This is a genomic window from Paenibacillus marinisediminis (assembly GCF_054343325.1).
Map to the genome: position 1 here is coordinate 142,013 of NZ_JBTGUH010000002.1, position 23,667 is coordinate 165,679.

Below are 23,667 nucleotides of genomic sequence, written 5' to 3' on the forward strand. Positions count from 1 at the left end.
CTGATGGGACAACCTCATGGTTCCGCGCAACGATATGTGCGGCTGCCTCATTTACGAAACATTATATGATGAGAAGGTGTTACGTTGTTGTTCTAGAGCACACGGCGAGCTGTTACATATTGATTGTCCCAAGTTGAATCACTTAGATTGGAATAGGTTACTCCAGGCTTGCCATAAGTGTGCAGCAGTTTGTCATTGCCTGCATAGATCGCTACATGACTGACTTTCCCTTTACCGCGTCTGCCGGATGAGAAGAACACGAGGTCTCCCTTTTGCAGTTCAGAACGTTTTACGGCTGTTCCTTCGGTAGCTTGAGAATAAGAGGTGCGCGGCAGGTCGACTCCTACTTGGCTGTACACATATTGCACGAAAGATGAGCAGTCAAAGTTTCTCGTTTGATTACTGTCTGCGCCAAACTTATAAGGTGTACCAAGATATTGATTGCCAATTTGAATGACCTGATCTGCAGTACTTGTGCTTAAAGCGCTGAATTGACCATTTGATATAGAAGAAGATTGCAGTTCACCATTGATATCGAATGCGCTGGGATATACAGCATCTTCATATGATAGGGCTTTGGCTGACACAGGTTGAGACAAAATAGAAACAGCCAGGAGACAGGAAATGATCGCAGCAGCTTTAGTCTTACACTTGAACGAAAATGTCATTATTGTCACTCCTAAGTTACGATTTGTTACCTAAGAGTATATCAGAGTAGTATATCATTACGCATATACAAAATGATGTAAATAAATAAAAAGAACCTCCAGCCACTAAAAAAGTGGTTGAATAGGTTCTTTTATACTGAAGATCATATTCGTTCTATGCACTGTTAATCGCGACTGGCAATGATTAAGAGAGTTCCTTCACGCACCGAGATCGTTCCTTGATCGCCCATAAGTTTATTGCTGATGCCAAGTGATTGTCCTATCGTCAGTGAAGCATTATGCAACGGATAAGCAAACCCCTCCAAATCGATACCCAGTACTTGTGAGGATAATGGGAGGAGCGACACATAAGGATAGCCTTCGTCTATGATCGATAATCGGCTTTCTGTAAGTTGAATTCGATTATGCGCATCTTTAATTTGCATCGGAATGTCAAGCTCAAGTGCTCGTTTTAGTAAATGAATGTTAGCAAGTGTATGATCTAAACGAGTCCCTGTCGCACCCAGCAGCAGGATTGACTTCGGCTTTCTATTTACAGCAGCGCGAAATGCGAGCTCAGTGTCTGTATAGTCTTTGTCTATTGGATCGCAGGCTTCAAACTCTAAACTTGAACGCGTAATTCGTTCAAGCTCTTCCGCATGCACGGAATCAAAATCGCCTAGTGCAATATCGGGCTTATATCCGTGTTCGATTAAAGTTAATGCACCTCGGTCTGCGCCGATGAGAAAGTCAGATTCCTTAATATCTGCAAGTACATGGTGATCAACATGACCGCCGGCCACAATCACAATACGTTTGTCATGAAAAAGAGATGGTTGGAGCATAAGTTACCTTCCTTGTATGGAGTAGCATGTAGTAGTAGAACTTACATACAGTATATAGGTTTATGAATCGAATACCAATAGTTGTTCAGCAGTTCAACAAGAGTAGAGAATGCATATATGAAAGGTGAGTGTTTGATCTATACCGCCTTATATCGTTACAATGGAGAAAACGGATGTACATAGGAGTGGAAACGTATGATTAAAGTTTTGTTCGTATGTCTCGGAAATATTTGTCGATCTCCGATGGCTGAAGCAGTGATGCGACATAAGGTTAGATTAGCTGGGCTTCATAGTCAGATTCAGATTGACAGCGCGGGTACAGGAGATTGGCATATTGGCAAACCGCCTCACACTGGAACGAGAGGTCTGCTGGAACAGAATAAGATTGACTACAAGGGTATTCAAGCAAGACAATTACATGTTAATGATTTCTCGGATTATGATTATATTGTCTGTATGGATGAAAGCAACGAACGTGATGTGAGAGGGTGGGAAGGCGCATCCGGAGCAAGAGCGGAAATATTCAAGTTCATGGATCTGCTTCCTGAAGAAATAGAACGTAATGTACCAGATCCCTATTTCACGGGCAACTTTGATTATGTGTATCGTCTCATAAATGATGGCTGCGAACAACTGCTTAAACGAATCATGGCAGAGTGATATTGAAACGAAAGTTGGCTTTCAGCGTATGAAATCAAACGGGAGATGCTGATAAATAGATTAGAGACGATGAACTTAAGAAATTTTGGTTTACATCTGAGATAGGAAGGGAGTAGAGAGACCTTGGAGGGGGAAAAACAAAGCCTTAGCGCTAAGCTGTTACGATTTATTCTACATTATAAATTAATCTTTTTCTTAGTTGTACTGCTGCTTATCGGGTTGAATATCTTTGTATTCAAACGAATATCGTTCATTTTTGAACCATTAAAAGTCATACTTGCTACCGTTTCTTTACCCATTATTTTAGCAGGTGTAGCTTACTACCTGCTGAATCCAATCGTCGATTGGTTGGAGAAGAAGAAAATAAAGCGAATCTATGCTATATTGCTGCTTTACTTGCTGATTAGTGGATTAGTTACATTTTTGGTGGTCGCAATTATTCCATTTGTTCGCGATCAAATCATTAGTTTAGTAAACAATCTCCCCATTTACTTTTCTGAAGTACAGAAATTGCTGGAGCAGGGTATTGCCAGTGACCTTTTCTTGCAGATCCAGCAAAGCCTAGACTTGAATGTACCTAACCTAATGCAAGATTTCACCGCCAAATTATCAGAACTTGTTAACAGTACAGTTCATGGCATTGGATCTGTAGTAGGGACAGTTACTCATATCGTGTTCACAATTGTACTAGTGCCTTTTGTGTTGTTCTATCTCCTGAAGGATGGCAAGAAGCTTCCAGGGTTTATTGTCAGTTTCTTTCCGACAGATCTTCGAAAACGAACTGCTAATGTCTTGTCTGAAATGAACGGACAGATCAGTTCCTATATTCGCGGTCAGATCTTGGTAAGTATGTGCATCGGCATGTTATTATACATCGGGTATTTAATCATCGGTCTGGATTACTCGCTAGTGCTTGCCATCATCGCAGCATGTACGGCGATCGTGCCTTATCTAGGACCTGCTATTGCGATAACACCTGCACTGATCATTGCATTAGTTACTTCACCGATCATGTTGCTGAAAATGATTGTCGTGTGGACCGTTGTTCAATTGATAGAAGGCAAGTTCATCTCGCCTCAAATCATGGGTAAGTCGCTGAAGATCCACCCGCTGACGATTATCTTCGTAATCTTAATTGCGGGCAATCTGTTCGGTATCTTCGGCATCATATTAGCTGTACCAGGATACGCAGTGCTTAAGGTAATTGCAACGCATCTGTTCCACTGGTTTAAAGATCGTTCTGGTATATATCAAGAAACTTAATAACATAAATAAGGCTCCTATTCGGACTTGTTGTCTGGATAGGAGCCTGTTTAATATGGGCAGATTAGAGTAGAAAGTGACGAAGTGCATTAGGGATATGCTTCTGCCAGAAGCCCCATAAGTGTTGACCATCATGTTCTTCGTAATGAACATGCGCTCCGCGTTCCGTGAACAATTGACGAGCACTGCGATTAAGATCTACAAAATCAAACACTCCGCGATCGGTCTCAAACGCTGTTTCCTGCAGTCCAACGACCATAAACAGGTGCAGCCAAGACAGATCAGTCTGCGCACGGATAATCTCCTGTGATGCAGGATAGTACGCACCAGATAAGGAAATGACTTGTCTGAATTTATCCGGTGAACGCAAAGCCGCATGCAGAGATGATGTTCCGCCTAATGAATCTCCAGCAAGAACAATATCAGTCCATTCTTGTCGGACAGGGTACATACGCTCAATGGCTGGCACGATATAATCGGATAACGAAGCCATATACGATTCAAAACGTTCTCCATCTGGTGAATATTCAGAAGTACGGATTTTTTTATCGACATCAACTCCAACAACGATAAATGGTTCTACATCTTCATCAATAATGATGCGATTGGCGAAGGTAGCCACTCTGCCGAAATTGAAGAAGTCCTCTCCATCCTGACAATAAACAACCGGGTACGTCAATATTTCCTGGTAGCCAGGAGGCAAATAAACGCGTACATCGCGTTTTCCCGATTCAAGTAAGGGACATTCGATTTCGTGCTTAACGATGGTTCTCTTTAAATAAATGCTATCTGTCATTGTTTGTCACTCCATGCAAAAATTTGTTGGAATTGGTTAACACTAGCGTAGATGGTAAGGAAATAGAAATTTTAACTTTTTGTTCGTGAAATATCCACCAAGTTATCTAAAATTAGTATTGATATTCACAGTTCAGTCAATTTTGTAGCACTCTGTTATATTGTGAAAATATGTGTGTTATAGCAACACTTCAAAATAAAACGTATAAATTTCGCGTTTCCTTTTGATTTATCGACTACAACAGGTGTATGATAATAATATAACAGAGATCAAAATTCTTCAAACTATTTATTGAGGTGAAAATGATGAGCAAGCTCCCATTCGAAGTTCAAACGGAAGATGTAACTCCATTAACCGTGTTGTCTCCTGAAGGAGAAGTTGTTAATCCGGATATGATGCCGGAACTTAGCGATGAGCAATTGAAAGAAATCATGTACCGTATGGTATTCACTCGCACTTGGGATGAACGTGCGATTAACTTAGGTCGTCAAGGTCGCCTAGGCTTCTATGCGCCAGTATCTGGTCAAGAAGCATCCATGGTCGGCAGTGTATATCCGCTTCAAAAAGAAGACTTTGTAGTGCCAGCTTACCGTGACATGCCGCAGATCGTATGGCATGGATTGCCGCTCTATCAAGCTTTCCTATATTCCCGTGGACATCAGCACGGCGGTCAAATTCCTGAAGGTGTCAATGTAATGATGCCGCAAATCATCATCGGTGCGCAAATTCTGCACGCGATGGGTATCGCTAAAGGCTTCAAGCTAAGAAAGAAACCGCAAGTAGCAATCACATATACAGGTGACGGCGGTTCTTCCGAAGGCGATTTCTATGAAGGCCTGAACTTTGCAGGTGCTTACGAGCTCCCTGTTATCTTCTTCGTACAGAACAACGGCTATGCGATTACAACACCATTCGCGAAGCAAACTGCAGCGAAATCCATCGCTCACAAAGCAGTTGCAGCTGGTATCGTGGGTATGCAAGTTGACGGTATGGACGTTCTTGCTGTTATTAAAGCAGTTCAAATCGCTGCTGAACGCGGTCGCAAAGGCGAAGGCGCAACACTTATTGAATCTTTGACATACCGTTTCCGTCCGCATTCCATGGCGGATGATACGACAAAATACCGCACGAAGGACGAAGAGGCAGAATGGTCTGTTAAAGATCCAATCGAACGCTTCGGTAAATTCCTGGCTGCTAAAGGACTTTGGACTGAAGAAGATACAGCTCGCGTGAAAGATGAAGCGAAAGCTAAAGTCAACGAAGAGATCAAGCGCGCTGAGAAGACAGAGAAGATGACGGTTGCTGGTTTGATTGATTCGATGTTTGAAACAACACCAAAGCATCTGGAAGAGCAAAAAGCTGATTTTCAATAATAATTCGGTTGATATAGATCGTATCAGATAGGCAAAGAGATCTTTGCTAAAACGGTAGGGAGGACACGAATCAATGGCACAAATGAATATGAAAGAAGCGATTCGCGACGCGATGCGCGTCGAGCTTAAGCGTGACGAGAACGTTCTCGTATTTGGTGAAGACGTTGGACACGTCGGCGGTGTATTCCGTGCGACAGAAGGTTTGCAGAAAGAATTTGGCGAAGATCGAGTATTTGATACTCCACTTGCAGAGTCCGCAATAGGCGGTATGGCATTAGGTCTTGCCGTTACAGGTTTCCGCCCAGTAGCAGAAATTCAATTCGTAGGATTTATATATGAAGCATTAGATCAAATCTGTGTTCAAGCTGCACGCTTGCGTTACCGCTCTGGCGGCCGCTATAATGCACCGATCGTATTCCGTACACCTTTCGGCGGCGGTGTTAAAGCAGCTGAGCTTCATACAGATTCCTTGGAAGGCTTGCTTGTACAAACTCCAGGTATCAAGGTAGTAGTTCCTTCTAACCCATATGATGCTAAAGGCTTGTTGATTTCCGCGATTCGCGAGAACGACCCAGTATTCTTCATGGAGCACCTGAACTTGTATCATGCATTCCGTGATGAAGTACCTGAAGATGCATATACAGTTGAGATCGGTAAAGCAAACGTTGTGCGTGAAGGTAAGGACGTTACAATCCTTGCATACGGCTTGATGGTTCATACAGCGATGAAAGCTGCTGCTGAACTTGAGAAGCAAGGAGTGCAAGCAGAAGTAATCGATCTTCGCACGTTGATGCCGCTTGATATCGATACGATTGTCGCTTCGATCAAGAAGACTAATCGCGTCATTATGGTTCAAGAAGCACAGAAAACATCTGGTGTTGCTGCTGAAGTCATTGCGCAAATCAATGAAAAAGCAATCCTGCACCTTGAAGCTCCAGTGCTCCGCGTAGCAGGTCCAGATACAGTTTATCCATACGCGCAAATCGAAGATCAATGGCTCCCAACGCCAGCGAGAATCGTAACAGCTGTTAACAAAGTACTGAACTTCTAATAAATAGAACGGTAATTGAACGTAGGAGGTTTTCATCGTGGCTAAGTTTGAATATCGCTTCCCTGAGTTAGGTGAAGGGTTGCATGAAGGCGAAATTATTAAGATGCTTATTAAACCTGGTGATAAAGTAACAGATGACGATATCATCATGGAAGTACAAAACGATAAAGCAATTGTAGAAGTACCTTGTCCGGTTAACGGTACAGTGCTTGAAGTGTTTGCTAAAGATGGTCAAGTCATGCACATGGGTGAAGTAGTTGCGATCATCGATGCAGAAGGTGAATTGCCAGATCAACCAGAAGCTGAAGAAGCAGAAGCTCCTGCAGCAGAAGCAGCTCCAGCTGCGGAAGCTCCTAAGGGTGCGGCTCCAGTAGCAGCAGTGCCTGATCGAGAAGTATTGGCAACGCCTAGCGTTCGCAAGCTTGCTCGTGATCTCGGCGTTAACATCGCTGAAGTTCCTGGAACAGGCAATGTAGGCAAGATTACACGCGAAGATGTTGAAGCATTTGCTCAAGGCGGAGCACCAGCTCCTAAGGCTGCTGAAGCACCTGCAGCTGACAAAGCGCCTGCTGCTAAAGCATCCGCACCAGCTGCTGATCGTTTCGTGGAAGAAGAGCGCGTACCATTCAAAGGTATCCGCAAAGCGATTTCGAATGCAATGGTTAAATCCGCATACACTGCACCGCACGTTACAATTATGGACGAAGTGGACGTTACAGAGCTCGTAGCATTCCGTACTCGCTTGAAGCCTATGATGGAGAAGAAAGGCAAGAAGGTAACTTACCTGCCGTTCATCGTAAAAGCATTGGTAGCAGCTTGCCGCGAATTCCCGGTTATGAACGCAATGATCGACGAAGCAGCGAACGAGATCGTCTACAAGAAATACTACAACATCGGTATCGCGACAGATACAGACAACGGCTTGATCGTTCCTGTTATTAATGACGCAGATCGCCGCAGCATCTGGATGATCGCTGACGATATCCGCGACTTGGCAGCACGCGGCCGTGAAGGCAAGCTTGGTCCGAATGAGATGAAGGGCAGCACAATCTCCATCACAAACATCGGTTCCGCTGGCGGTATGTTCTTCACTCCGATCATCAACTTCCCTGAGGTTGCAATCTTGGGTACTGGCCGTATCTCCGAGAAGCCAGTTGTGAAAAACGGCGAAATCGTACCAGCTTCTGTAATGGCATTGTCCTTGAGCTTCGACCACCGTATTATCGATGGCGCGACAGCACAAAACTTTATGAACTATATCAAGCAATTGCTCGCTAATCCAGAATTGCTTGTAATGGAGGTGTAATCAATGGTAGTAGGAGACGCATCTTTAAATATTGATACATTGGTTATTGGCGCAGGCCCTGGCGGTTATGTAGCAGCGATCCGCGCTGCACAGCTTGGTCAAAGCGTATTGATCGTAGATAAATCCGAAGTAGGCGGCGTGTGCTTGAACCGCGGATGTATTCCATCCAAAGCGCTGATCAGCGCTGCACACCAGTATGAAGTAGCGAAGCATGGTTCTGACATCGGAATCAACGCTGAGAACGTTACTGTGGACTGGGATAAAGTTCAAGGCTTCAAGTCCGGCGTTGTGAAAAAGCTGACTGGCGGCGTTGGCGCCCTGTTGAAAGCAAACAAGGTGCAAGTGTTCAAAGGCGAAGCGATGTTCATCAACGAAACAGAAGCGCGCTTGTTCAATGACCAAGAAGCGCCTCGCTATAAATTCAACCACTGTATCGTAGCTACAGGATCACGTCCGATCGAACTGAAAGCTTTCCCATTCGAAGGTCGCATCCTGTCCTCGACAGAAGCGTTGTCCTTGCCTGAGATTCCGAAGAGCATGATCGTTATCGGCGGCGGCTACATCGGCGCTGAGCTTGGTCAAATGTACTCCAAGTTCGGTACTAAAGTAACTGTTATCGAAGGCGCTGATATGGTGCTTCCAGGCTTCGATAAGGATATGACATCAATCGTTGCTAAGAACATGAAGAAATCGAACGTCGAAATCTTCACAGGTGCGAAAGCAGAATCTGCTACGCAAACTGAGAAAGATGTAACGGTTAAATTCACAGTAGGCGGCGAATCGAAAGAAGTTACAGCTGATTACCTGCTTGTTACAGTTGGCCGTCGTCCTAACACGGACGGTGACTTCGGTCTCGACATGATCGGCGTGAAGATGACTGATCGCGGCTTGGTTGAAGTTGACCACCAAGGACGCACTAGCATTCCAAATATCTTCGCTATCGGTGATATTGTTGCTGGTCCAGCACTTGCACACAAAGCATCTTACGAAGGTAAAGTAGCGGCTGAAGCGATCGCAGGAATGCCTAGCGTCGTGGATTATAAAGGAATGCCAGCTGTATGCTTCACAGATCCTGAATGTGCAAGCGTAGGCTTGTCGGAAACGGAAGCTAAAGCTCAAGGCAAGAATGTGAAGTCCGGTAAATTCCCTTACGCAGCAAACGGCCGCGCATTGTCGCTTGGCGGCAGCGTAGACGGATTCGTGAAGATCGTTGCTGATGCAGAAACTGGCATCGTGCTCGGTTCACAAATTGTTGGACCTGAAGCGTCCAACCTGATTGCTGAAATGGGTCTTGCAGTGGAAATGGCAGCGACAGTCGAAGATCTGGCGTTGACAATCCACGCGCATCCAACACTCGGTGAGATCGTTATGGAAGCTGCAGAAGTAGTGCTCGGCCATCCTATCCACACAGTGAAGTAATACCTTTTCTCCAAGATTTGGTTCTTGTATGCAATGATTCTAATGCACATGGTGCTTCCCCCGCGTCCGGTTGGATGGCGGGGGATTTTTTTATATGTTGATAAATTACGATAACTCCCAATCGCGCAACCTTAATTTTTTTGTTAAACTATAGTTTAGGTTAAAATTGATGATCGGAGTGGATGCAGAATGAAAACTTACTTAACATTACTAAAAGACGTATTGGAACATGGTGTTCATAAAGAGGATCGTACAGGCACTGGAACTCTATCGGTGTTCGGGCGTCAATTGCGATTTGATCTTCAGGAAGGCTTCCCGCTTATCACAACAAAGCGCATGCATCTGAAATCGATTGTACATGAGCTGCTGTGGTTCTTAAGCGGCGATACGAATATACAATACTTAAAAGAGAATGGCGTTCGCATCTGGGATGAGTGGGCTGACGAGAACGGTGACCTTGGACCGGTATATGGTTCTCAATGGCGTCATTGGGAAGCGAAAGATGGCCGTGTCATTGATCAAATCGCGAATGTAATTGAACAGATCAAGAACAATCCAGATTCTCGTCGCTTGCTCGTCTCTGCTTGGAATGTAGGCGAGGTCGATCAGATGAAGCTGCCTCCGTGCCATTATGCGTTCCAGTTTTACGTTGCGGAAGGGAAGCTTAGCTGCATGCTGAATATGCGCTCTGTAGACACATTCCTCGGACTGCCATTTAACATCGCAAGCTACTCGCTCTTGACTCATATGATCGCACAGCAGTGCGATCTGGATGTAGGAGAATTCGTATGGTCTGGCGGTGATGTACACATCTATTCGAATCATCTGGAGCAGGTCAAGACGCAATTGGAGCGCGAACCATATGCCCTGCCTAAGCTCGTGATCAAACGTAAGCCGGAATCGATCTTCGATTACAAGTTTGAAGACTTTGAATTCGAAGGATATACGTATCATCCGACGATCAAAGCGCCAATAGCTGTGTAGGAAAATGAAGTGATAACACATTCGGCATCATAACAGCATTTGATGAAGGAGCATACGTATATGGGAATTAGCATGATATGGGCGATGGATCGGAATCGGCTCATTGGCAAGGATAACGGAATGCCTTGGCGGCTGCCGAATGATATGGCTTTCTTCGTTAAGCAAACGACTGGCAAGACGGTTGTGATGGGGCGCAAAACGTTTGAATCGATTGGCAGCAAGCCTTTGCCTAAACGGCATAACGTTGTGTTGACTCGCAATAAGGAATGGACGCATGAAGGAGTCGATGCCGTTCATTCGATCGAGGACGTTCTGAAGCTTGCGCCCGCGGAAGATGTAATCATCATGGGCGGTGCTGAAGTCTACAAGCAGTTCATGCCATATGCGGATCAGCTATATGTAACGTATATAGATGCTGAATTCGAGGGAGATGAATATTTCCCGCCATTTGACGAGTCGAAGTGGACGATTGTAGAAGAGCGGTCAGGTTCTGTCGATGAACGCAATCTGTATGCTCATCGCTTTGTCATCTACAAAAGATAGTTATAAAGCTGATAGAACATCACTATCGCAGGATCGCTTTCATTCGTCATTCAGTGCAAATGATACGCTATATTCTCTATGGGAAATGCTTTGTCGATTCCATAATATTAAATGAAGGCTATAACAGGACCAGCTATGTAACATATAGCTATAAATATGAAGAATAGAATCGGATAGACATGGGGGAAGAAAGTATGTCGACACCAACAGGCTTTATTGAATATGTGAGACAGATTCCCGCAGACCGTGATCCTTTAGAGCGTATCAAGGATTGGGAACAATTCCATAAACATATGAGTGATGAAGAATTGCGTATGCAAGGCGCTCGCTGTATGGACTGCGGTACACCATACTGTCATACAGGCATCGAGATGACGGGCGGAACATCAGGATGTCCGATCAACAACTTAATTCCAGAGTGGAACAATCTCGTATATAGAGGGCAGTGGCGTGAAGCGCTAAATCGCTTGCATAAGACCAACAACTTTCCGGAGTTTACGGGAAGTGTCTGTCCGGCGCCGTGCGAAGGCTCTTGTACGGTCGGACTGATTGACAAGTCAGTTGCGATCAAGACGATCGAGCAAGCTATCGTAGATCGCGGCTTCGAAGAAGGATGGATACAGCCTGAGCCTCCTAAACAGCGCACTGGCAAGCAAGTTGCTGTCGTCGGCTCAGGACCAGCGGGTCTCGCTGCTGCTGCGCAGCTGAACAAGGCTGGCCACTCGGTTACGGTATATGAGCGTGCGGATCGGATCGGCGGCTTATTGACATACGGTATTCCGACGATGAAGCTCAGCAAGGACGTGGTACAGCGGCGTGTCGATATCCTCGCAGCAGAGGGCATCCGTTTCGTAACGAACACGGAGATCGGCAAGGATATCCCCTCGGAGCAACTTCAGCAGGACTACGACGCGGTCGTATTGTGCGGCGGAGCTACGAAGCCGCGGGAATTCAATATCGCAGGACGCGAGCTTCAAGGTATTCAGTATGCGATGGACTACTTGAACGGTACGATCAAGAGCTATCTGGATTCGAAGCTTGCGGACGGGAAATACATCAATGCCCACGATCTAGATGTCATCGTGATCGGCGGCGGAGATACGGGCACAGACTGTGTGGCAACAGCGCTTCGTCACGGCTGCCGCAGTGTTACACAGTTCGGCACGCATGCGAAGGCGCCGCTCGAGCGAGATTCGGTTGCGAATCCGTGGCCGCAATTTCCGAATGTGTATACGCTCGACTATGCGCAGGAGGAAGCTAAGGCGTTGTATGGACATGATCCGCGCGAATTCTCCATCATGACTACGAAGTTTGTCGGAGATGAGAACGGGCGCGTGAAGGAGCTGCACACGGTGCAGATTCAGCGCACTGTGACCGAGGATGGTCGCAAGGTCTATGAGCCAATTCCGGGAACGGAGCGCGTATTCCCGGCTCAGCTCGTGCTGATTGCGATCGGATTCGACGGTCCTGAGCGCACGATCATCGATCAGCTCCAGCTGGAGACGGATCGCCGCTCAAACGTGAAGGCCGCATACGGCAAGTATCGCACCAGCGCTCCGAATGTGTTCGCTGCAGGCGATATGCGCCGTGGACAAAGCTTAGTCGTATGGGCCATCAATGAAGGACGAGAGGCTGCTCGTGAAGTGGATCGCTTCTTGATGGGAACCACCTTGTTGCCATAGTCTAATATTGGCTAAAGAACCTTCGGCGCCACTTCTAGTGGAGTTGAGGGTTCTTTTTATTGAATACTTCTAAAGAGCAGAATAACGTTCACGATGAAGCCAATAATGGTTTCTGTGCCGGCTTGACACAAAGTTTTCCTTTTATGTTCACAATGATTCAGATCATAGTATTATTAACATATTAGGCTTAATGCAGTTTTGTGGCGACTATGTTATGAATAGGAAGGGTTATGTCAGTGAGCTCTTATTTGACTTTACGATTAATAAAGATGCTGTGCGGTAAAGCAGGATATGAAGAAGGACAGGCCTATCACCGAGCCAATCGAGTATATTTTCACGATATCGATCCCGATTATCCTTTGTATGAAGCTGTTGTGAAAGATGGCAGCGAAGATGTTCAGGTGCACGTCAAGATAGACCGAAGTGGTGATGTGAACGCGAATTGTTCATGTTGCTCCTTTGCATCTACATTCAAGTACTGCGAGCATGTCGCCGCAGTGCTATTGAATATTGCGGAGATGCAGCAGGATGGCAGATTGCCAATCCTCTCGGATTATGATGATACGGATGAAAGCCGCGTTAAGGTAGAGAGGCATCGCGAAGATCGTGCCGATGGCAGTGAGAATTCGACCGTATCCATACGGGATATGCGCATATCGAATAGCATGATGGAGCTGTTTGGTCATAAACAGCAGCGTACTGGCGGCGGCGGATCCATTTTCGATACGAGAGAGTGCCTAGAAGTAGAATTCACGATAAAACCGTTCGCATATGGGGACGAGAAGTTTATGTTTGGTGTGGAAATGAAGCTGGGGCCCAAAAGGCTGTACGTGGTGCAGAGGATCCGTGATCTCCTTGATCGAATTGATCGCGGCGTTGCGTACGAATTCTCTAAGTATTTTACATATGAGCCAGAGCGCTACCGCTTTCACCCAGAGCAAGCAGTTGTGCTGCAGTATCTAGCACAGATCTATCGGCATGAGAGAATGTTTCACGCTACGTCTAAGATGCATTACGTACCATCCATCAGCTTAAGCGGTGATCGGATGCTTCTTATCCCGCCATTTTCATGGGAATCCTTGTTTCCGCTGTTAGAGAAGTCACCGATGGTAAAGCTTAGGCATAACGGAAAGACCTATGATGGACTTCAAGTCTCGGATGAGCTGATTCCACTGAACTTTGTATTTGAACAAGCTGGAATTGAGGGCTATCAGTTGGATATAGAGGGCTTGGATCAGGTCACCGTTATGGAGGATTACGGTGTTGTTCTATGTGAGGGTAAGCTCATTAAGCTGCCAGTGAACGATTGCAATCGTCTATCTGATATGAAACTGATGCTCGCATCTTCATATAATCCACAGATTCAATTAGCGCCGGAACAGATGGAGCCTTTTATGGAAAAGGTTATTCCGGGGCTGATGAAGCTAGGCAGTGTGCGTATCGCTAAAGAGGTATCGGATCGATTGATGCAGGTTCCGCTTAAGGCTAAGCTGTATCTGGATAGAGTAAGAGGGCGTTTGCTTGCTGGCTTGGAATTTCATTATGGCGAGATCGTCATTAATCCATTAGACGCCAATGGGTATAGGGGAGGAACTGAACGCATTCTTGTGCGCGAAGGAGAGAAGGAACATCGTATTCTGGAGCTCATGGATCATTGCTCCTTTACGAAGACGGAATACGGTTATTTTCTGGATGATGAAGATTCGGAATATGAATTCTTGTATCATATTGTTCCTCAGTTGGAACCGCTGGCAGAGATACACGCCACTACTGCAGTTAAGCTTCGAATTTTCAAGGAAAATGCTGCACCCGTTATTCGCGTTAATGTTGATGAGCGTACCGATTGGCTGGAATTTAAGTTTGAGATCGACGGCATCCCTGAATCGGATATTCGTAAGCTGCTTCAGACGCTGGATGAGAAGCGCAAGTATTATCGTCTTCCAGACGGTGCGTTAATGCCGCTTGAGACCGAGGAGTTTCAAGAGATCGTCCGCTTCATGAATGAGACAGGCATTCATTTTCGGGAATGGAATGGGGCAAGGGCTCAACTCCCGGTCGCTCGTGGACTGCATCTGCTGGACACTCAGCCGTTAGGCAGCTCGATTAAGCTGAGCAAATCATTCCGTAAGCTTCTCGAAAATATGCGCAACCCCGATAATTTGGATTTCGTAGTACCCGAACATTTGGAGGGCGTGCTCCGAGATTATCAGATATACGGCTACCAGTGGCTGAAGACGTTAGCTCATTATCGATTTGGCGGTATTCTTGCTGACGATATGGGCTTGGGCAAGACGCTGCAAAGTATCGCATTTATCGTTTCTGAACTGGCTGAGATCCGAGAGCAGAAGCAGCCAGCGCTTATCGTTTCTCCATCTTCACTAGTATATAATTGGCGCAATGAGATTCAGAAGTTCGCTCCTGAGCTTCGCGTGACGATCGTTGATGGCAACCGTACAGATCGCAGCTCGTTTCTGCAGGATGTATCGGAAGTGGATGTTCTAATAACATCGTATCCGTTGCTGCGCAGAGACATTGCGCTGTATGAAGAGCAGATGTTTCATTCGCTGATATTGGATGAAGCGCAGGTGTTTAAGAACTACTACACGTTGACAGCGCAGGTTGTGAAAGAAATCAAAGCGAAGTATCGCTTTGCTCTTACTGGAACCCCTGTGGAGAATCGACTGGAGGAGCTGTGGTCCATATTCGATGTCGTGTTCCCAGATTTGTTCCCAGGTAGAAGAGAGTTCAATGACTTGCCTCGAGAAATGGTTGCCAAGCGCGTACGTCCGTTTCTTTTGCGCCGGTTAAAGACAGAAGTTCTGAAGGAGCTCCCTGAGAAAATTGAGTCTGTGCAGGCCTCTGAGCTGCTGCCTGAGCAGAAGAAGCTGTACATGGCTTACTTAGCACAACTGCAACAGGAGACTCTGAAGCATCTTAGTGAGGATGGCTATCAAAAGTATCGGATCAAGATATTGTCTGGGTTAACACGCTTGCGGCAGCTTTGCTGCCACCCTGCCTTATTCGTTGAGGGCTATGAGGGAAGCTCGGCTAAATTCGAACAGCTATTGGAGATTATAGAGGAGTGCCGCAGTGCTGGAAGGCGAATTCTATTGTTCTCCCAATTCACGTCGATGTTGGACATCATCGGTCGTAACCTGGCTTATCAAGGGGTTCCGTATTTTTATCTGGATGGGCAGACTCCTTTAGCGGAACGAGTTCAGCTCTGCAACCGATTTAATGACGGGGAAAGAGACATGTTTCTTATCTCGTTAAAAGCTGGCGGAACAGGGCTGAATCTTACCGGAGCGGATACCGTTATCTTGTATGACCTATGGTGGAATCCCGCTGTAGAGCAGCAGGCTGCGGACCGCGCTTACCGAATCGGGCAGAAGAAGGTCGTACAGGTGATACGTCTCATCACCCAGGGGACTGTCGAAGAGAAGATGTATGAGCTGCAACATAAGAAGATGCAGCTGATCGAGGAAGTGGTTCAACCTGGTCATGAAGAGCTATCCTCCCTCACGGAGCAGGATATACGCGAAATATTGATGCTAGGATGAGAGGTCTCAGCCGTTCAATTGCTAGTCTGTAGGTACTTCATGAGCCTGAGACGTCCAAAGCCGACGTCTCAGGCTCAAAACGACCTAGTGTGCGAGTTGCTGATGTGGCAGATCACTCTGAAAAAACGATATCAGTCGAAATATTAGTTAGGAGTTTATCAAGTTTGCCTATTGAGCTGGTACGTAGAATAATGCAAACTTTATACGATTGGGCAACCTAGTGAGACAGTGATTTATTAGACAAGGGTAGATTTGTAGTTGATATTTAATGTAGTTAATTATATCTGACCAACTGTTTTTGATTTCGATTTATATTGCATATTTAATGGTATTAAATAAAATTCGATATCAGGCGAAATTTGTGGAATTCCCCTTAACAGCAGTGTTTTTGACCTGTATCACAATCAAGGAATGATATTTAATGTAGTTAATATAAATAATTGTCACTAGTTCACATTCCTCGCCCATTTACATTTAATCCACACTTCCTCGGTTCACAACACTTCAAGAACAACACTCAATAAAGTGCAAATCCTGAGTTATGAAAGCACAAGTGTAAATGATTGAATCCAAATGTACCGTTTTGATTGTATATGCTTGTACATAAACGCTGGATGGGATCTAACTAACGCCATTCAATTACGCTGTGATGTACAACAATCTTCATCGTACATATATTTCCCTTGATATCGCAAAACAGTTGTTTTTCGGCTGATTATCCCTATTGTTTTAGAACATACTTACACAAGCAAAAGTGTACTTCTTTTAGTTAGCATTTATAGTTCCTCCTCGTTACAGAGGGCGAAGCTCGCAAGTAAGGTGAGATAACGGGGAATAACCGTGTTACAGAGTCGAGGCACTGCAGAGACGGGGAGGCTCGAGCGAGATAACAGGTTATTTCCCCGTTACAGCTGTCGGAACTCGCAGGTTAGGTGAGATAACGGGGAAAAACCGTGTTTCAGAGTCGAGGTACTGCAGAGATGGGGAGGCTCGTGTGAGCTAACAGGTTTTTACCCCGTTACAGCGTGCGGAACTCGCAGGTCAAATGAGATAACAGGGGAAAACCGTGTTACAGAGCCGAGGTACTGCACGGATGGGGAGGCTCGCGTGAGCTAACAGGTTTTTATCCCGTTACAGTGTGCGGAACTCGCAGGTCAAATGAGATAACGGGGAAAAACCGTGTTACAGTGTCGAAGCACTGCACGGATAGGGAAGCTTGCGCGAGATAGTTAGGAAGCATATGGGATTCAGCAAGTAATGTTTCATATAAGAAACATATAAAATATTATGTAAACCGTTGACCAAAGTTATTACATTGAATTCATGGAATGATTATTAATATATAACGAGATTTGTCCGAATCTGTTAGACTAATATACGGACTCTAGTGAGGGGGGCATAGATGGACAGCCAAAACGGAGGGGAATTCTCGTTCTCGCAGAGAAGCCGGATATGGCACGGACAATTGCGCAGGTGCTCGAGCTGAGAGCGAGAAAGAACCGTACACATATGGAAGGTGACCGCTATATCATAACAGGGACGATTGGCCATCTACTTACGCTGCCGGAGCAAGATAGCTATGATCCTAAGTATAAACGATAGAATTTTCGTGATTTGAGTTGCTATGCTAGTATCCTCAAATCTTATCAGAAGAAGTTGCATTCTACGAAATAGAGGAGAGATATCAGTGAATAGTTCAATCAGCAAGCAATTTGCTAAAACCGACAACCCCATCGAGATGGACTTGCCGGTAGAGATTCCCTCATCAACTCCAACCGTCGTGCAAATTATGGTACAGCAAGCATTCGGACACGCGCAATCGCCGGTATCGAATGAAGTGTTCCTCCCTTCGGGAACGTGGGGAAAAGTAATTCTTACGATTACGGGCACTCAAGCCGGGCGCCAGTTTGACCGGTTGATGCAAGTGTGGGCGGACAATACGCAAATTTTTGTCGGATGTACGCCAGAGCCATCCAAGGAAGGGATCCAGTGGAAGATTCAAAAGGATATTACGACATATTTGCCCGTCCTCATCGACGAAGTATCGTTTACCGTTAATCTGGAAAATTATCTCGACGAATTGCATACCGGCATTCCGCTGATGTCCGTTTCTTTGGAATTTTATCCTGCAGTTTCGATTGAACCTGCACAGCGGAATCCGTTGGATCGAGGCGTTCCAGACAACATTGTCCCTATTACAGTCAGCCCTCAGCCTCATACCGTCAATAAAGAGGGGATCATGGAAATCGAGCTGGAGCTGCCGGACGATATGAAAGAACTGTACCTGGATTTATACGCTATTGCCCAAAACAACGATGAGTTCTGGTGGTCGAACTCGGCTGCTTTTCGCGAAATCGAAATCTACATCGATCAAATTCCTGCCGGTTCCGTATGGCCTGAAATCGTATTGTATACAGGAGGCATTAATCCGCTGTTGTGGAGGCCGGTGACCGCCATCCGGACGATGAACATGCCTCCGTATCGGGTGAACCTGACGCCGTTCGCAGGTTTGTTAGGCGGCAAACATATGTTGACGATCAAGGTTGTTAACGGGGTTAATTATTGGCTCATGAGCGGCTCGATGTTCCTGTACCGAACGAATGGGTCACCTACAACGGGGAAAATAACTAAGAACACGCTTGCTTATACGGGAGTGTCGTCCCAGGGAGATGCCCCGATGCTTGGCTCGGAAGAAAATAAATTTACCAATGAAGAAGCCGGGAACAGCTACCAAATCGAAGGTGTTGTTGAAACGTCCGAAGGTTCGTACGTGTCCTCGGTTTCGTCCAGTTATCGCATGAGTAACGATCAAACGAATTATGAGACGGGTCATTGGCAGCTCGGGCACAACGCTCAGGTGGTTATCACCGATGAAAATTTATCCGGCCCTGGGGGAAAAACGACGAAGCTCCATCGGGAGATTACATATACCGCGGATAGCGCGATGTCGTATTTGCATGCCGAGGAGCCAAAGGCGATGAGCATTTCCTCCAACTTCAGCCAGACGATCACGGAACTTCAAAGGTTGGAAGATTCGGACTTGAACGAGCCGTACCGGAGTCATTTATATATGAATACGCAAGGGTATGCGGTACTGCAGAGATCGCCTTCGCAGAGCGATGTTACCGATGGGTCGACGACATGCCATATCGATTTCAAAGATTCGAACAACAAAAACTACCAACGTACGATCATGACGCATGGCGGCGTCGAAACGTACAGAAGCGAAAGCGACAACATGTTCATGACTCGTTATGTTTAGAATCTACTGTGGGCTAACGGATTGAGATGCCGATCTTTTTCTGCGTGTCAGTTTCTGATCATCACATAGATAAGGGGATGGAATTACTGGGAAATTGCTCTTCTGTCAATAAAGTGGACACCCTTAAGTTATGCTGCTCTCTCGTAGTACAATTGCTTAAAGCGTACCGGCAACATATATCCGAGGATACTGTTAGATCGCTTCCGGTTGTAGAAGAACTCGAGGTAGCGGAATAGCTTTTGCTGCGCTTTTTTTTTGGCTCTGAACTTTGGTCTGCTGTAAATAAACTCACGCTTTAAGATGCTATGAAATTCTTCTATACAGGCGTTGTCATAACAGTTACCTTTACGACTCATGCATGGCTTCATACCAAACCGCTCTAGCTGATCATGGTAATCTTTGGAGGCATACTGGAAACCTCGATCGGAGTGGTGGATGAGGTTGGCATGTCATGATTGGAGTCTGTTGTAACAACCCTGAACTTACGCGCCATACACGAGCGAAGTCCGTTTTCGCGCATGATGAAGCCAACCGTACGCTCTGATACAGTCCAACCTTCATTCACGAGTTCTTTGCGTATTCTCGGACTTCCGTAGGTTTCATCCGAGTCGAAGAAGTGCCATTTTAGGTTTCCCTACGTTTGTCTGTCTCAGACGCCTCAGCTGCTCGCCATGCGTGAAAACCGCCCAGGGGCACTTTCAATACACTGCACATCTTCTCCAATCGAAAGTCGGAGCGGTGATCTTCGATAAATTGGAACCTTAGTTCATTTCTTTGCTGAAGATGTGCATGGCCCTTTTTAGGATGGCAATCTCCTCTTTCAGATCCTCGATTTCGCGTTTCTGATCTTCTATAAATTGAGATTTCTCGCGAAGGGCTTCCGCTTGCTTTATAGGCTCATTTTCGAATTCTCGGTACTTCCCCACCCAGCCGCGTAGCGTACCGGGATTGATATTTAATTCATTAGCTACATCATCTAGGCTCTTCGTCTGTTCCTGCACATACTTCACTGCTTCACGTTTAAACGTCTCGTTGTCCCGCTGTTTTGTCTCATTCATATCTGACACCTCTTTGTCTTATTATTTTCATTATCTGTGTGATATTAAACGGTGCTCACTTTTTATTCTAGGTCCAATAACCGTGTTTCAGGGCCGAGGCACAGCAGAAATGGGGAGGCTCGCGCGAGCTAACAGGTTTTTTCCCCGTTACAGCGGGCGGAACTCGCATGTTAGGTGAGATAACGGGGAAAATCAGTGTTACAGAGCCGAGGCACTGCAGAGATGGGGGAGGCTCGCTCGAGATAACAGGTTTTTACCACGTTACAGCGTACGGAACTCGCATATTAGGTGAGATAACGGGGAAAAACCGTGTTACAGATTCGAGGCACAGCAGAAATGGGGAGGCTCGCGCGAGCTAACAGGTTTTTTCCCCGTTACAGCGTGAGGAACTCGCAGGTTAGGTGAGATAACGGGGAATAACCGTGTTACAGAGCCGAGGCACTGCACGGATGGGGAGGTTCACTCGAGCTAACAGGTTTTTACCCCGTTACAGCGTACGGAACTCGCATGTTAGGTGAGATAACGGGGAAAAACCGTGTTACAGAGTCGAGGTACTGCAGGGATGGGGTGGCTCGCGCGAGATAACAGGTTTTTACCCCGTTACAGCGTGCGGAACTCGCATGTTAGGTGAGATAACGTTGAATAACCGTGTTACAGAGTCGAGCCACAGCAGGGATAGAGCGTCCAGAGCGAGATAAATAGGAAGCTTGATGGTTTCAGTAAGTAATGTTCGCATACTAGTAACATATAAATTATTATGTAAACCACCTTCTAAAGTCTTTACTTTGGATCATAGGAATGATCATTAATATATAACGAGATTTGTCCGAATCTGTTACACTAATATACGGACTCTAGAGAGGGGGGCATAGATGGACAGCCAAAACGGAGGTAAAATTCTTGTTCTCGCAGAGAAGCCGGATATGGGACGGACAATTGCACAGGTGATCGAGCCGAGAGCGAGAAAGCACCGTACACATATGGAAGGTGACCGCTATATCATAACATGGGCGATTGGCCATCTACTTACGCTGGCGGAGCCAGACAGCTATGATCCTAAGTATAAACGATGGAATTTTCGTGATTTGCCTATTATGCCGGACTCGTTCAGTATCGTCGCATCCCGCAATACGAAAGAACAATTGAAAGTGATCGGTGAACTGGCGAAAGGCTGCCATTCGATTATTAATGCATGCGATGCCGGGCGTGAAGGCCAATATATATTTGCATTGATCGAGCAATATTGGAAATGGAACAAGCCAGTGAAGCGTCTCTGGATCTCCGACTTGACACCGGAGACGATTCGTCGCGGCTTTGATGAGCTCCAGGATGCCAGCGCCTATGCGAATCTAACATTAGCAGCTAGAGCTAGAAGCGAGGCGGACTGGCTGATCGGGATGAACGCCTCAAGAGCGTTCACTACTCGCCACAACACTCTGCTATCTGTTGGTCGAGTGCAGACTCCCGTGCTTGCGCTCATTTACGATCGCCAGCAGGAAATTGATCAATTTGAGTCGGACACTTATTATGATCTGTCAGCGCAGTTTCAGCAGGGTGAAGTGACCTATAAAGGTGTTCGAGTTGGCGACCGAATTCGCGATGAAGAGGAAGCGGAGCGGCTGAAGCAATCTCTAGTCGGCAAGCCTGGCACAATCGCTGATTATCAGGTGAAGGAAGGCAAGGAATACCCATACCGCCTATATGATTTAACGCTGCTGCAGCGTGAAGCGAACGGACGCTACGGCTTCTCCGCGAAGAAGACGCTTGATATCGCACAAGCGCTTTATGAGAAGCATAAGGTAATCACCTACCCACGAACGAACTCGAACTATGTTACTGAGCAGAATATAGCTTCCATGCACGAAGCATTGCGTATGCTGCGCAGCGTCGAGCCATATCGTGAATGGGTAGACAAGGCTGAGCCGAATCGAGTGCATAAAGGCAATAAAGCGGTCTGCCAACCGTCCAAGGTAGAAGACCACCATGCCATCCTGCCGACGAAGAAGCGACCGGGAACGCTAGCTCCAGATGAACAGAAGATCTATGATATGGTTGTGCGGCGAATGCTGGCGCATTTCTATCCGCCTGCCGTCTACACGCTGTACACGATCATGACCCAGGTCGAAACGGAAACCTTTAAGACAAGCATCAAGCATTGGACGGATCGCGGTTGGAAGGTGCTGTACGACCAGGACGATCAGAGCAAAAGCTCCGGTAAGAACAAAAAGAAATCCGGATCCGATGAAGATAACGATAAGAACCAGCAGGATGATACCGAGGAATGGACGGGAACTGAGACGTTTCAGATTGCTCAGGACACGCCTGTCACGGTGAAAGAACTGAACGTGGATAAGAAGTCCACCCAGCCGCCGAAAGCCTACACGGAAGGCACTTTGCTTAAAGCGATGGAGAGCGCTGGCAAGCATCTAGAAAATGAAGAATTGCGCGATGCCATGAAAGATTCGGGGCTTGGAACACCTGCGACGCGCGCGGCAACGATTGAACGCCTGAAAAATGTCGGATACGTCTCGATGACAGGCAAACGAATCATGCTGACACTGAAAGGCAAGACTGCAGTTGAGCTTATTCGCCATGCGGGTGTTCAATTGCTGACATCACCAGAGATGACGGGGCAGTGGGAACGCAGGCTGACTCAAATTGCTCGCGGCGATGCTTCAAACCAAACGTTCATGGAAGCAGTACGTAAGTTTACCCGTCATGTGATCGAGTGCGTGGACAAGCAGCGGCCGCTGTCAGGCCAGCTTATTCAGCAGATGCAGGAGGAAGCACCGAAGAAACGCGGCTCGGGCTCGGCTCGAGATAAGAAATCAAGCAGCTCTTCACAGCAACCATCGAAAAGTGATGGAGCAGCGAAATCAAAAACCACGAAAGCATCAACTTCAGCGAATGCTGCACCGCGAGCATTAACCTCTTTGGGAGCATGCCCAAGACCTGGCTGCGGTGGGACAATCATCGAGGGGAATAAGGGCTTCGGATGCTCTCATTTTAAACAGGGATGCAAGTTTGTCATCTGGAAGCAGCAGAAGGCGTCAGGTAAGAAAATATCTGAGACAATGTTACATGACCTGCTAGAGAAGGGGAGTACACAATTGCTAACCTTTAGCAGCGGTGATCGGAAATATAAAGGACGATTGGTGCTATCCAATCCATCGACTGGGGATCTGGGTATCGATGAGTCGACTTAAAAGATCCTCACA

Annotated in this window: 18 protein-coding genes and 1 pseudogene; 13 read left to right on the forward strand and 6 right to left on the reverse strand. The window is 46.4% G+C overall.

Features of this window, described 5'->3' with window-relative positions:
* Positions 1-92: 92 nt before the first annotated feature.
* Complete coding sequence (locus tag ACXX53_RS06495; protein WP_458567818.1) at positions 93-668, reverse strand: C40 family peptidase; 576 nt, start codon at positions 666-668, stop codon at positions 93-95.
* Positions 669-832: 164 nt separating this feature from the next.
* Positions 833-1,492 carry a thiamine diphosphokinase gene (locus tag ACXX53_RS06500; protein ID WP_458567819.1) on the reverse strand — a complete coding sequence of 220 codons (660 nt, stop codon included), beginning with the start codon at positions 1,490-1,492 and terminating at the stop codon, positions 833-835.
* Positions 1,493-1,687: 195 nt separating this feature from the next.
* Between ACXX53_RS06500 and ACXX53_RS06505 the strand changes: the two genes are divergently transcribed.
* Together ACXX53_RS06505 and ACXX53_RS06510 are read left to right on the forward strand one after the other, a co-directional pair.
* Entirely contained in the window at positions 1,688-2,152 is a 465-nt protein-coding gene (locus tag ACXX53_RS06505) for a low molecular weight protein-tyrosine-phosphatase (RefSeq protein WP_458567820.1), read from the forward strand.
* Between the two features lie 123 nt (positions 2,153-2,275).
* Positions 2,276-3,415, forward strand: a complete 1,140-nt coding sequence (locus tag ACXX53_RS06510; RefSeq protein ID WP_458567821.1) for an AI-2E family transporter — start codon at positions 2,276-2,278, stop codon at positions 3,413-3,415.
* A gap of 64 nt (positions 3,416-3,479) precedes the next feature.
* Here the strand turns inward: ACXX53_RS06510 and ACXX53_RS06515 are convergent, their stop codons facing one another.
* Positions 3,480-4,211 carry an alpha/beta hydrolase gene (locus ACXX53_RS06515; protein ID WP_458567822.1) on the reverse strand — a complete coding sequence of 244 codons (732 nt, stop codon included), beginning with the start codon at positions 4,209-4,211 and terminating at the stop codon, positions 3,480-3,482.
* A 305-nt stretch (positions 4,212-4,516) separates the two neighbouring features.
* On the opposite strand from ACXX53_RS06515, the gene pdhA reads away from it, so the two are divergent.
* From pdhA to ACXX53_RS06565, 10 genes are all read left to right on the forward strand, one after another.
* On the forward strand, positions 4,517-5,584 hold the full coding sequence (gene pdhA, locus ACXX53_RS06520; protein ID WP_458567823.1) for a pyruvate dehydrogenase (acetyl-transferring) E1 component subunit alpha: 1,068 nt from the start codon (positions 4,517-4,519) through the stop codon (positions 5,582-5,584).
* Positions 5,585-5,657: 73 nt separating this feature from the next.
* Entirely contained in the window at positions 5,658-6,635 is a 978-nt protein-coding gene (locus tag ACXX53_RS06525) for an alpha-ketoacid dehydrogenase subunit beta (RefSeq protein ID WP_458567824.1), read from the forward strand.
* 37 nt (positions 6,636-6,672) lie between these two features.
* Complete coding sequence (locus tag ACXX53_RS06530; RefSeq protein WP_458567825.1) at positions 6,673-7,941, forward strand: dihydrolipoamide acetyltransferase family protein; 1,269 nt, start codon at positions 6,673-6,675, stop codon at positions 7,939-7,941.
* Positions 7,942-7,944: 3 nt separating this feature from the next.
* The gene (lpdA, locus tag ACXX53_RS06535) at positions 7,945-9,360 is read left to right on the forward strand and encodes a dihydrolipoyl dehydrogenase (RefSeq protein WP_458567826.1); all 1,416 of its coding nucleotides are present in this window, start codon (positions 7,945-7,947) and stop codon (positions 9,358-9,360) included.
* Positions 9,361-9,549: 189 nt separating this feature from the next.
* Complete coding sequence (thyA, locus tag ACXX53_RS06540; RefSeq protein ID WP_458567827.1) at positions 9,550-10,344, forward strand: thymidylate synthase; 795 nt, start codon at positions 9,550-9,552, stop codon at positions 10,342-10,344.
* A gap of 60 nt (positions 10,345-10,404) precedes the next feature.
* Entirely contained in the window at positions 10,405-10,887 is a 483-nt protein-coding gene (locus ACXX53_RS06545) for a dihydrofolate reductase (RefSeq protein WP_458567828.1), read from the forward strand.
* A 194-nt stretch (positions 10,888-11,081) separates the two neighbouring features.
* On the forward strand, positions 11,082-12,569 hold the full coding sequence (locus ACXX53_RS06550) for a glutamate synthase subunit beta (RefSeq protein WP_458567829.1): 1,488 nt from the start codon (positions 11,082-11,084) through the stop codon (positions 12,567-12,569).
* A gap of 236 nt (positions 12,570-12,805) precedes the next feature.
* Positions 12,806-16,129 carry a DEAD/DEAH box helicase gene (locus ACXX53_RS06555; RefSeq protein ID WP_458568360.1) on the forward strand — a complete coding sequence of 1,108 codons (3,324 nt, stop codon included), beginning with the start codon at positions 12,806-12,808 and terminating at the stop codon, positions 16,127-16,129.
* A gap of 1,452 nt (positions 16,130-17,581) precedes the next feature.
* Positions 17,582-17,731, forward strand: a complete 150-nt coding sequence (locus ACXX53_RS06560) for a hypothetical protein (protein ID WP_458567830.1) — start codon at positions 17,582-17,584, stop codon at positions 17,729-17,731.
* Between the two features lie 85 nt (positions 17,732-17,816).
* Positions 17,817-19,391 carry a peptide-N4-asparagine amidase gene (locus ACXX53_RS06565; protein ID WP_458567831.1) on the forward strand — a complete coding sequence of 525 codons (1,575 nt, stop codon included), beginning with the start codon at positions 17,817-17,819 and terminating at the stop codon, positions 19,389-19,391.
* A gap of 128 nt (positions 19,392-19,519) precedes the next feature.
* Here ACXX53_RS06565 and ACXX53_RS06570 read toward each other — a convergent pair whose 3' ends face one another.
* From ACXX53_RS06570 to ACXX53_RS06580, 3 genes and pseudogenes are all read right to left on the reverse strand, one after another.
* Positions 19,520-19,759 (reverse strand): integrase core domain-containing protein, encoded by a 240-nt coding sequence (locus tag ACXX53_RS06570; RefSeq protein WP_458567832.1) that lies wholly within the window; start codon positions 19,757-19,759, stop codon positions 19,520-19,522.
* An 11-nt stretch (positions 19,760-19,770) separates the two neighbouring features.
* Positions 19,771-19,989 (reverse strand): annotated as a pseudogene (locus ACXX53_RS06575) (IS3 family transposase); the annotation flags it as partial.
* A 163-nt stretch (positions 19,990-20,152) separates the two neighbouring features.
* Complete coding sequence (locus ACXX53_RS06580; protein ID WP_458567833.1) at positions 20,153-20,449, reverse strand: transposase; 297 nt, start codon at positions 20,447-20,449, stop codon at positions 20,153-20,155.
* Between the two features lie 872 nt (positions 20,450-21,321).
* On the opposite strand from ACXX53_RS06580, the gene ACXX53_RS06585 reads away from it, so the two are divergent.
* Complete coding sequence (locus ACXX53_RS06585) at positions 21,322-23,655, forward strand: DNA topoisomerase 3 (protein WP_458567834.1); 2,334 nt, start codon at positions 21,322-21,324, stop codon at positions 23,653-23,655.
* Positions 23,656-23,667 lie beyond the last annotated feature (12 nt).

Coding starts and splice junctions, on each gene's coding strand:
- ACXX53_RS06550 (WP_458567829.1), top strand. CDS start 11,082: ATGTCGACACCAACAGGCTTTATTGAATATGTGAGACAGATTCCCGCA.
- ACXX53_RS06525 (WP_458567824.1), top strand. CDS start 5,658: ATGGCACAAATGAATATGAAAGAAGCGATTCGCGACGCGATGCGCGTC.
- lpdA (WP_458567826.1), top strand. CDS start 7,945: ATGGTAGTAGGAGACGCATCTTTAAATATTGATACATTGGTTATTGGC.
- ACXX53_RS06505 (WP_458567820.1), top strand. CDS start 1,688: ATGATTAAAGTTTTGTTCGTATGTCTCGGAAATATTTGTCGATCTCCG.
- ACXX53_RS06570 (WP_458567832.1), bottom strand. CDS start 19,759: ATGAAGCCATGCATGAGTCGTAAAGGTAACTGTTATGACAACGCCTGT.
- ACXX53_RS06500 (WP_458567819.1), bottom strand. CDS start 1,492: ATGCTCCAACCATCTCTTTTTCATGACAAACGTATTGTGATTGTGGCC.
- ACXX53_RS06580 (WP_458567833.1), bottom strand. CDS start 20,449: ATGAATGAGACAAAACAGCGGGACAACGAGACGTTTAAACGTGAAGCA.
- ACXX53_RS06515 (WP_458567822.1), bottom strand. CDS start 4,211: ATGACAGATAGCATTTATTTAAAGAGAACCATCGTTAAGCACGAAATC.
- pdhA (WP_458567823.1), top strand. CDS start 4,517: ATGAGCAAGCTCCCATTCGAAGTTCAAACGGAAGATGTAACTCCATTA.
- ACXX53_RS06495 (WP_458567818.1), bottom strand. CDS start 668: ATGACATTTTCGTTCAAGTGTAAGACTAAAGCTGCTGCGATCATTTCC.
- ACXX53_RS06585 (WP_458567834.1), top strand. CDS start 21,322: ATGGACAGCCAAAACGGAGGTAAAATTCTTGTTCTCGCAGAGAAGCCG.
- ACXX53_RS06560 (WP_458567830.1), top strand. CDS start 17,582: ATGGCACGGACAATTGCGCAGGTGCTCGAGCTGAGAGCGAGAAAGAAC.
- thyA (WP_458567827.1), top strand. CDS start 9,550: ATGAAAACTTACTTAACATTACTAAAAGACGTATTGGAACATGGTGTT.
- ACXX53_RS06545 (WP_458567828.1), top strand. CDS start 10,405: ATGGGAATTAGCATGATATGGGCGATGGATCGGAATCGGCTCATTGGC.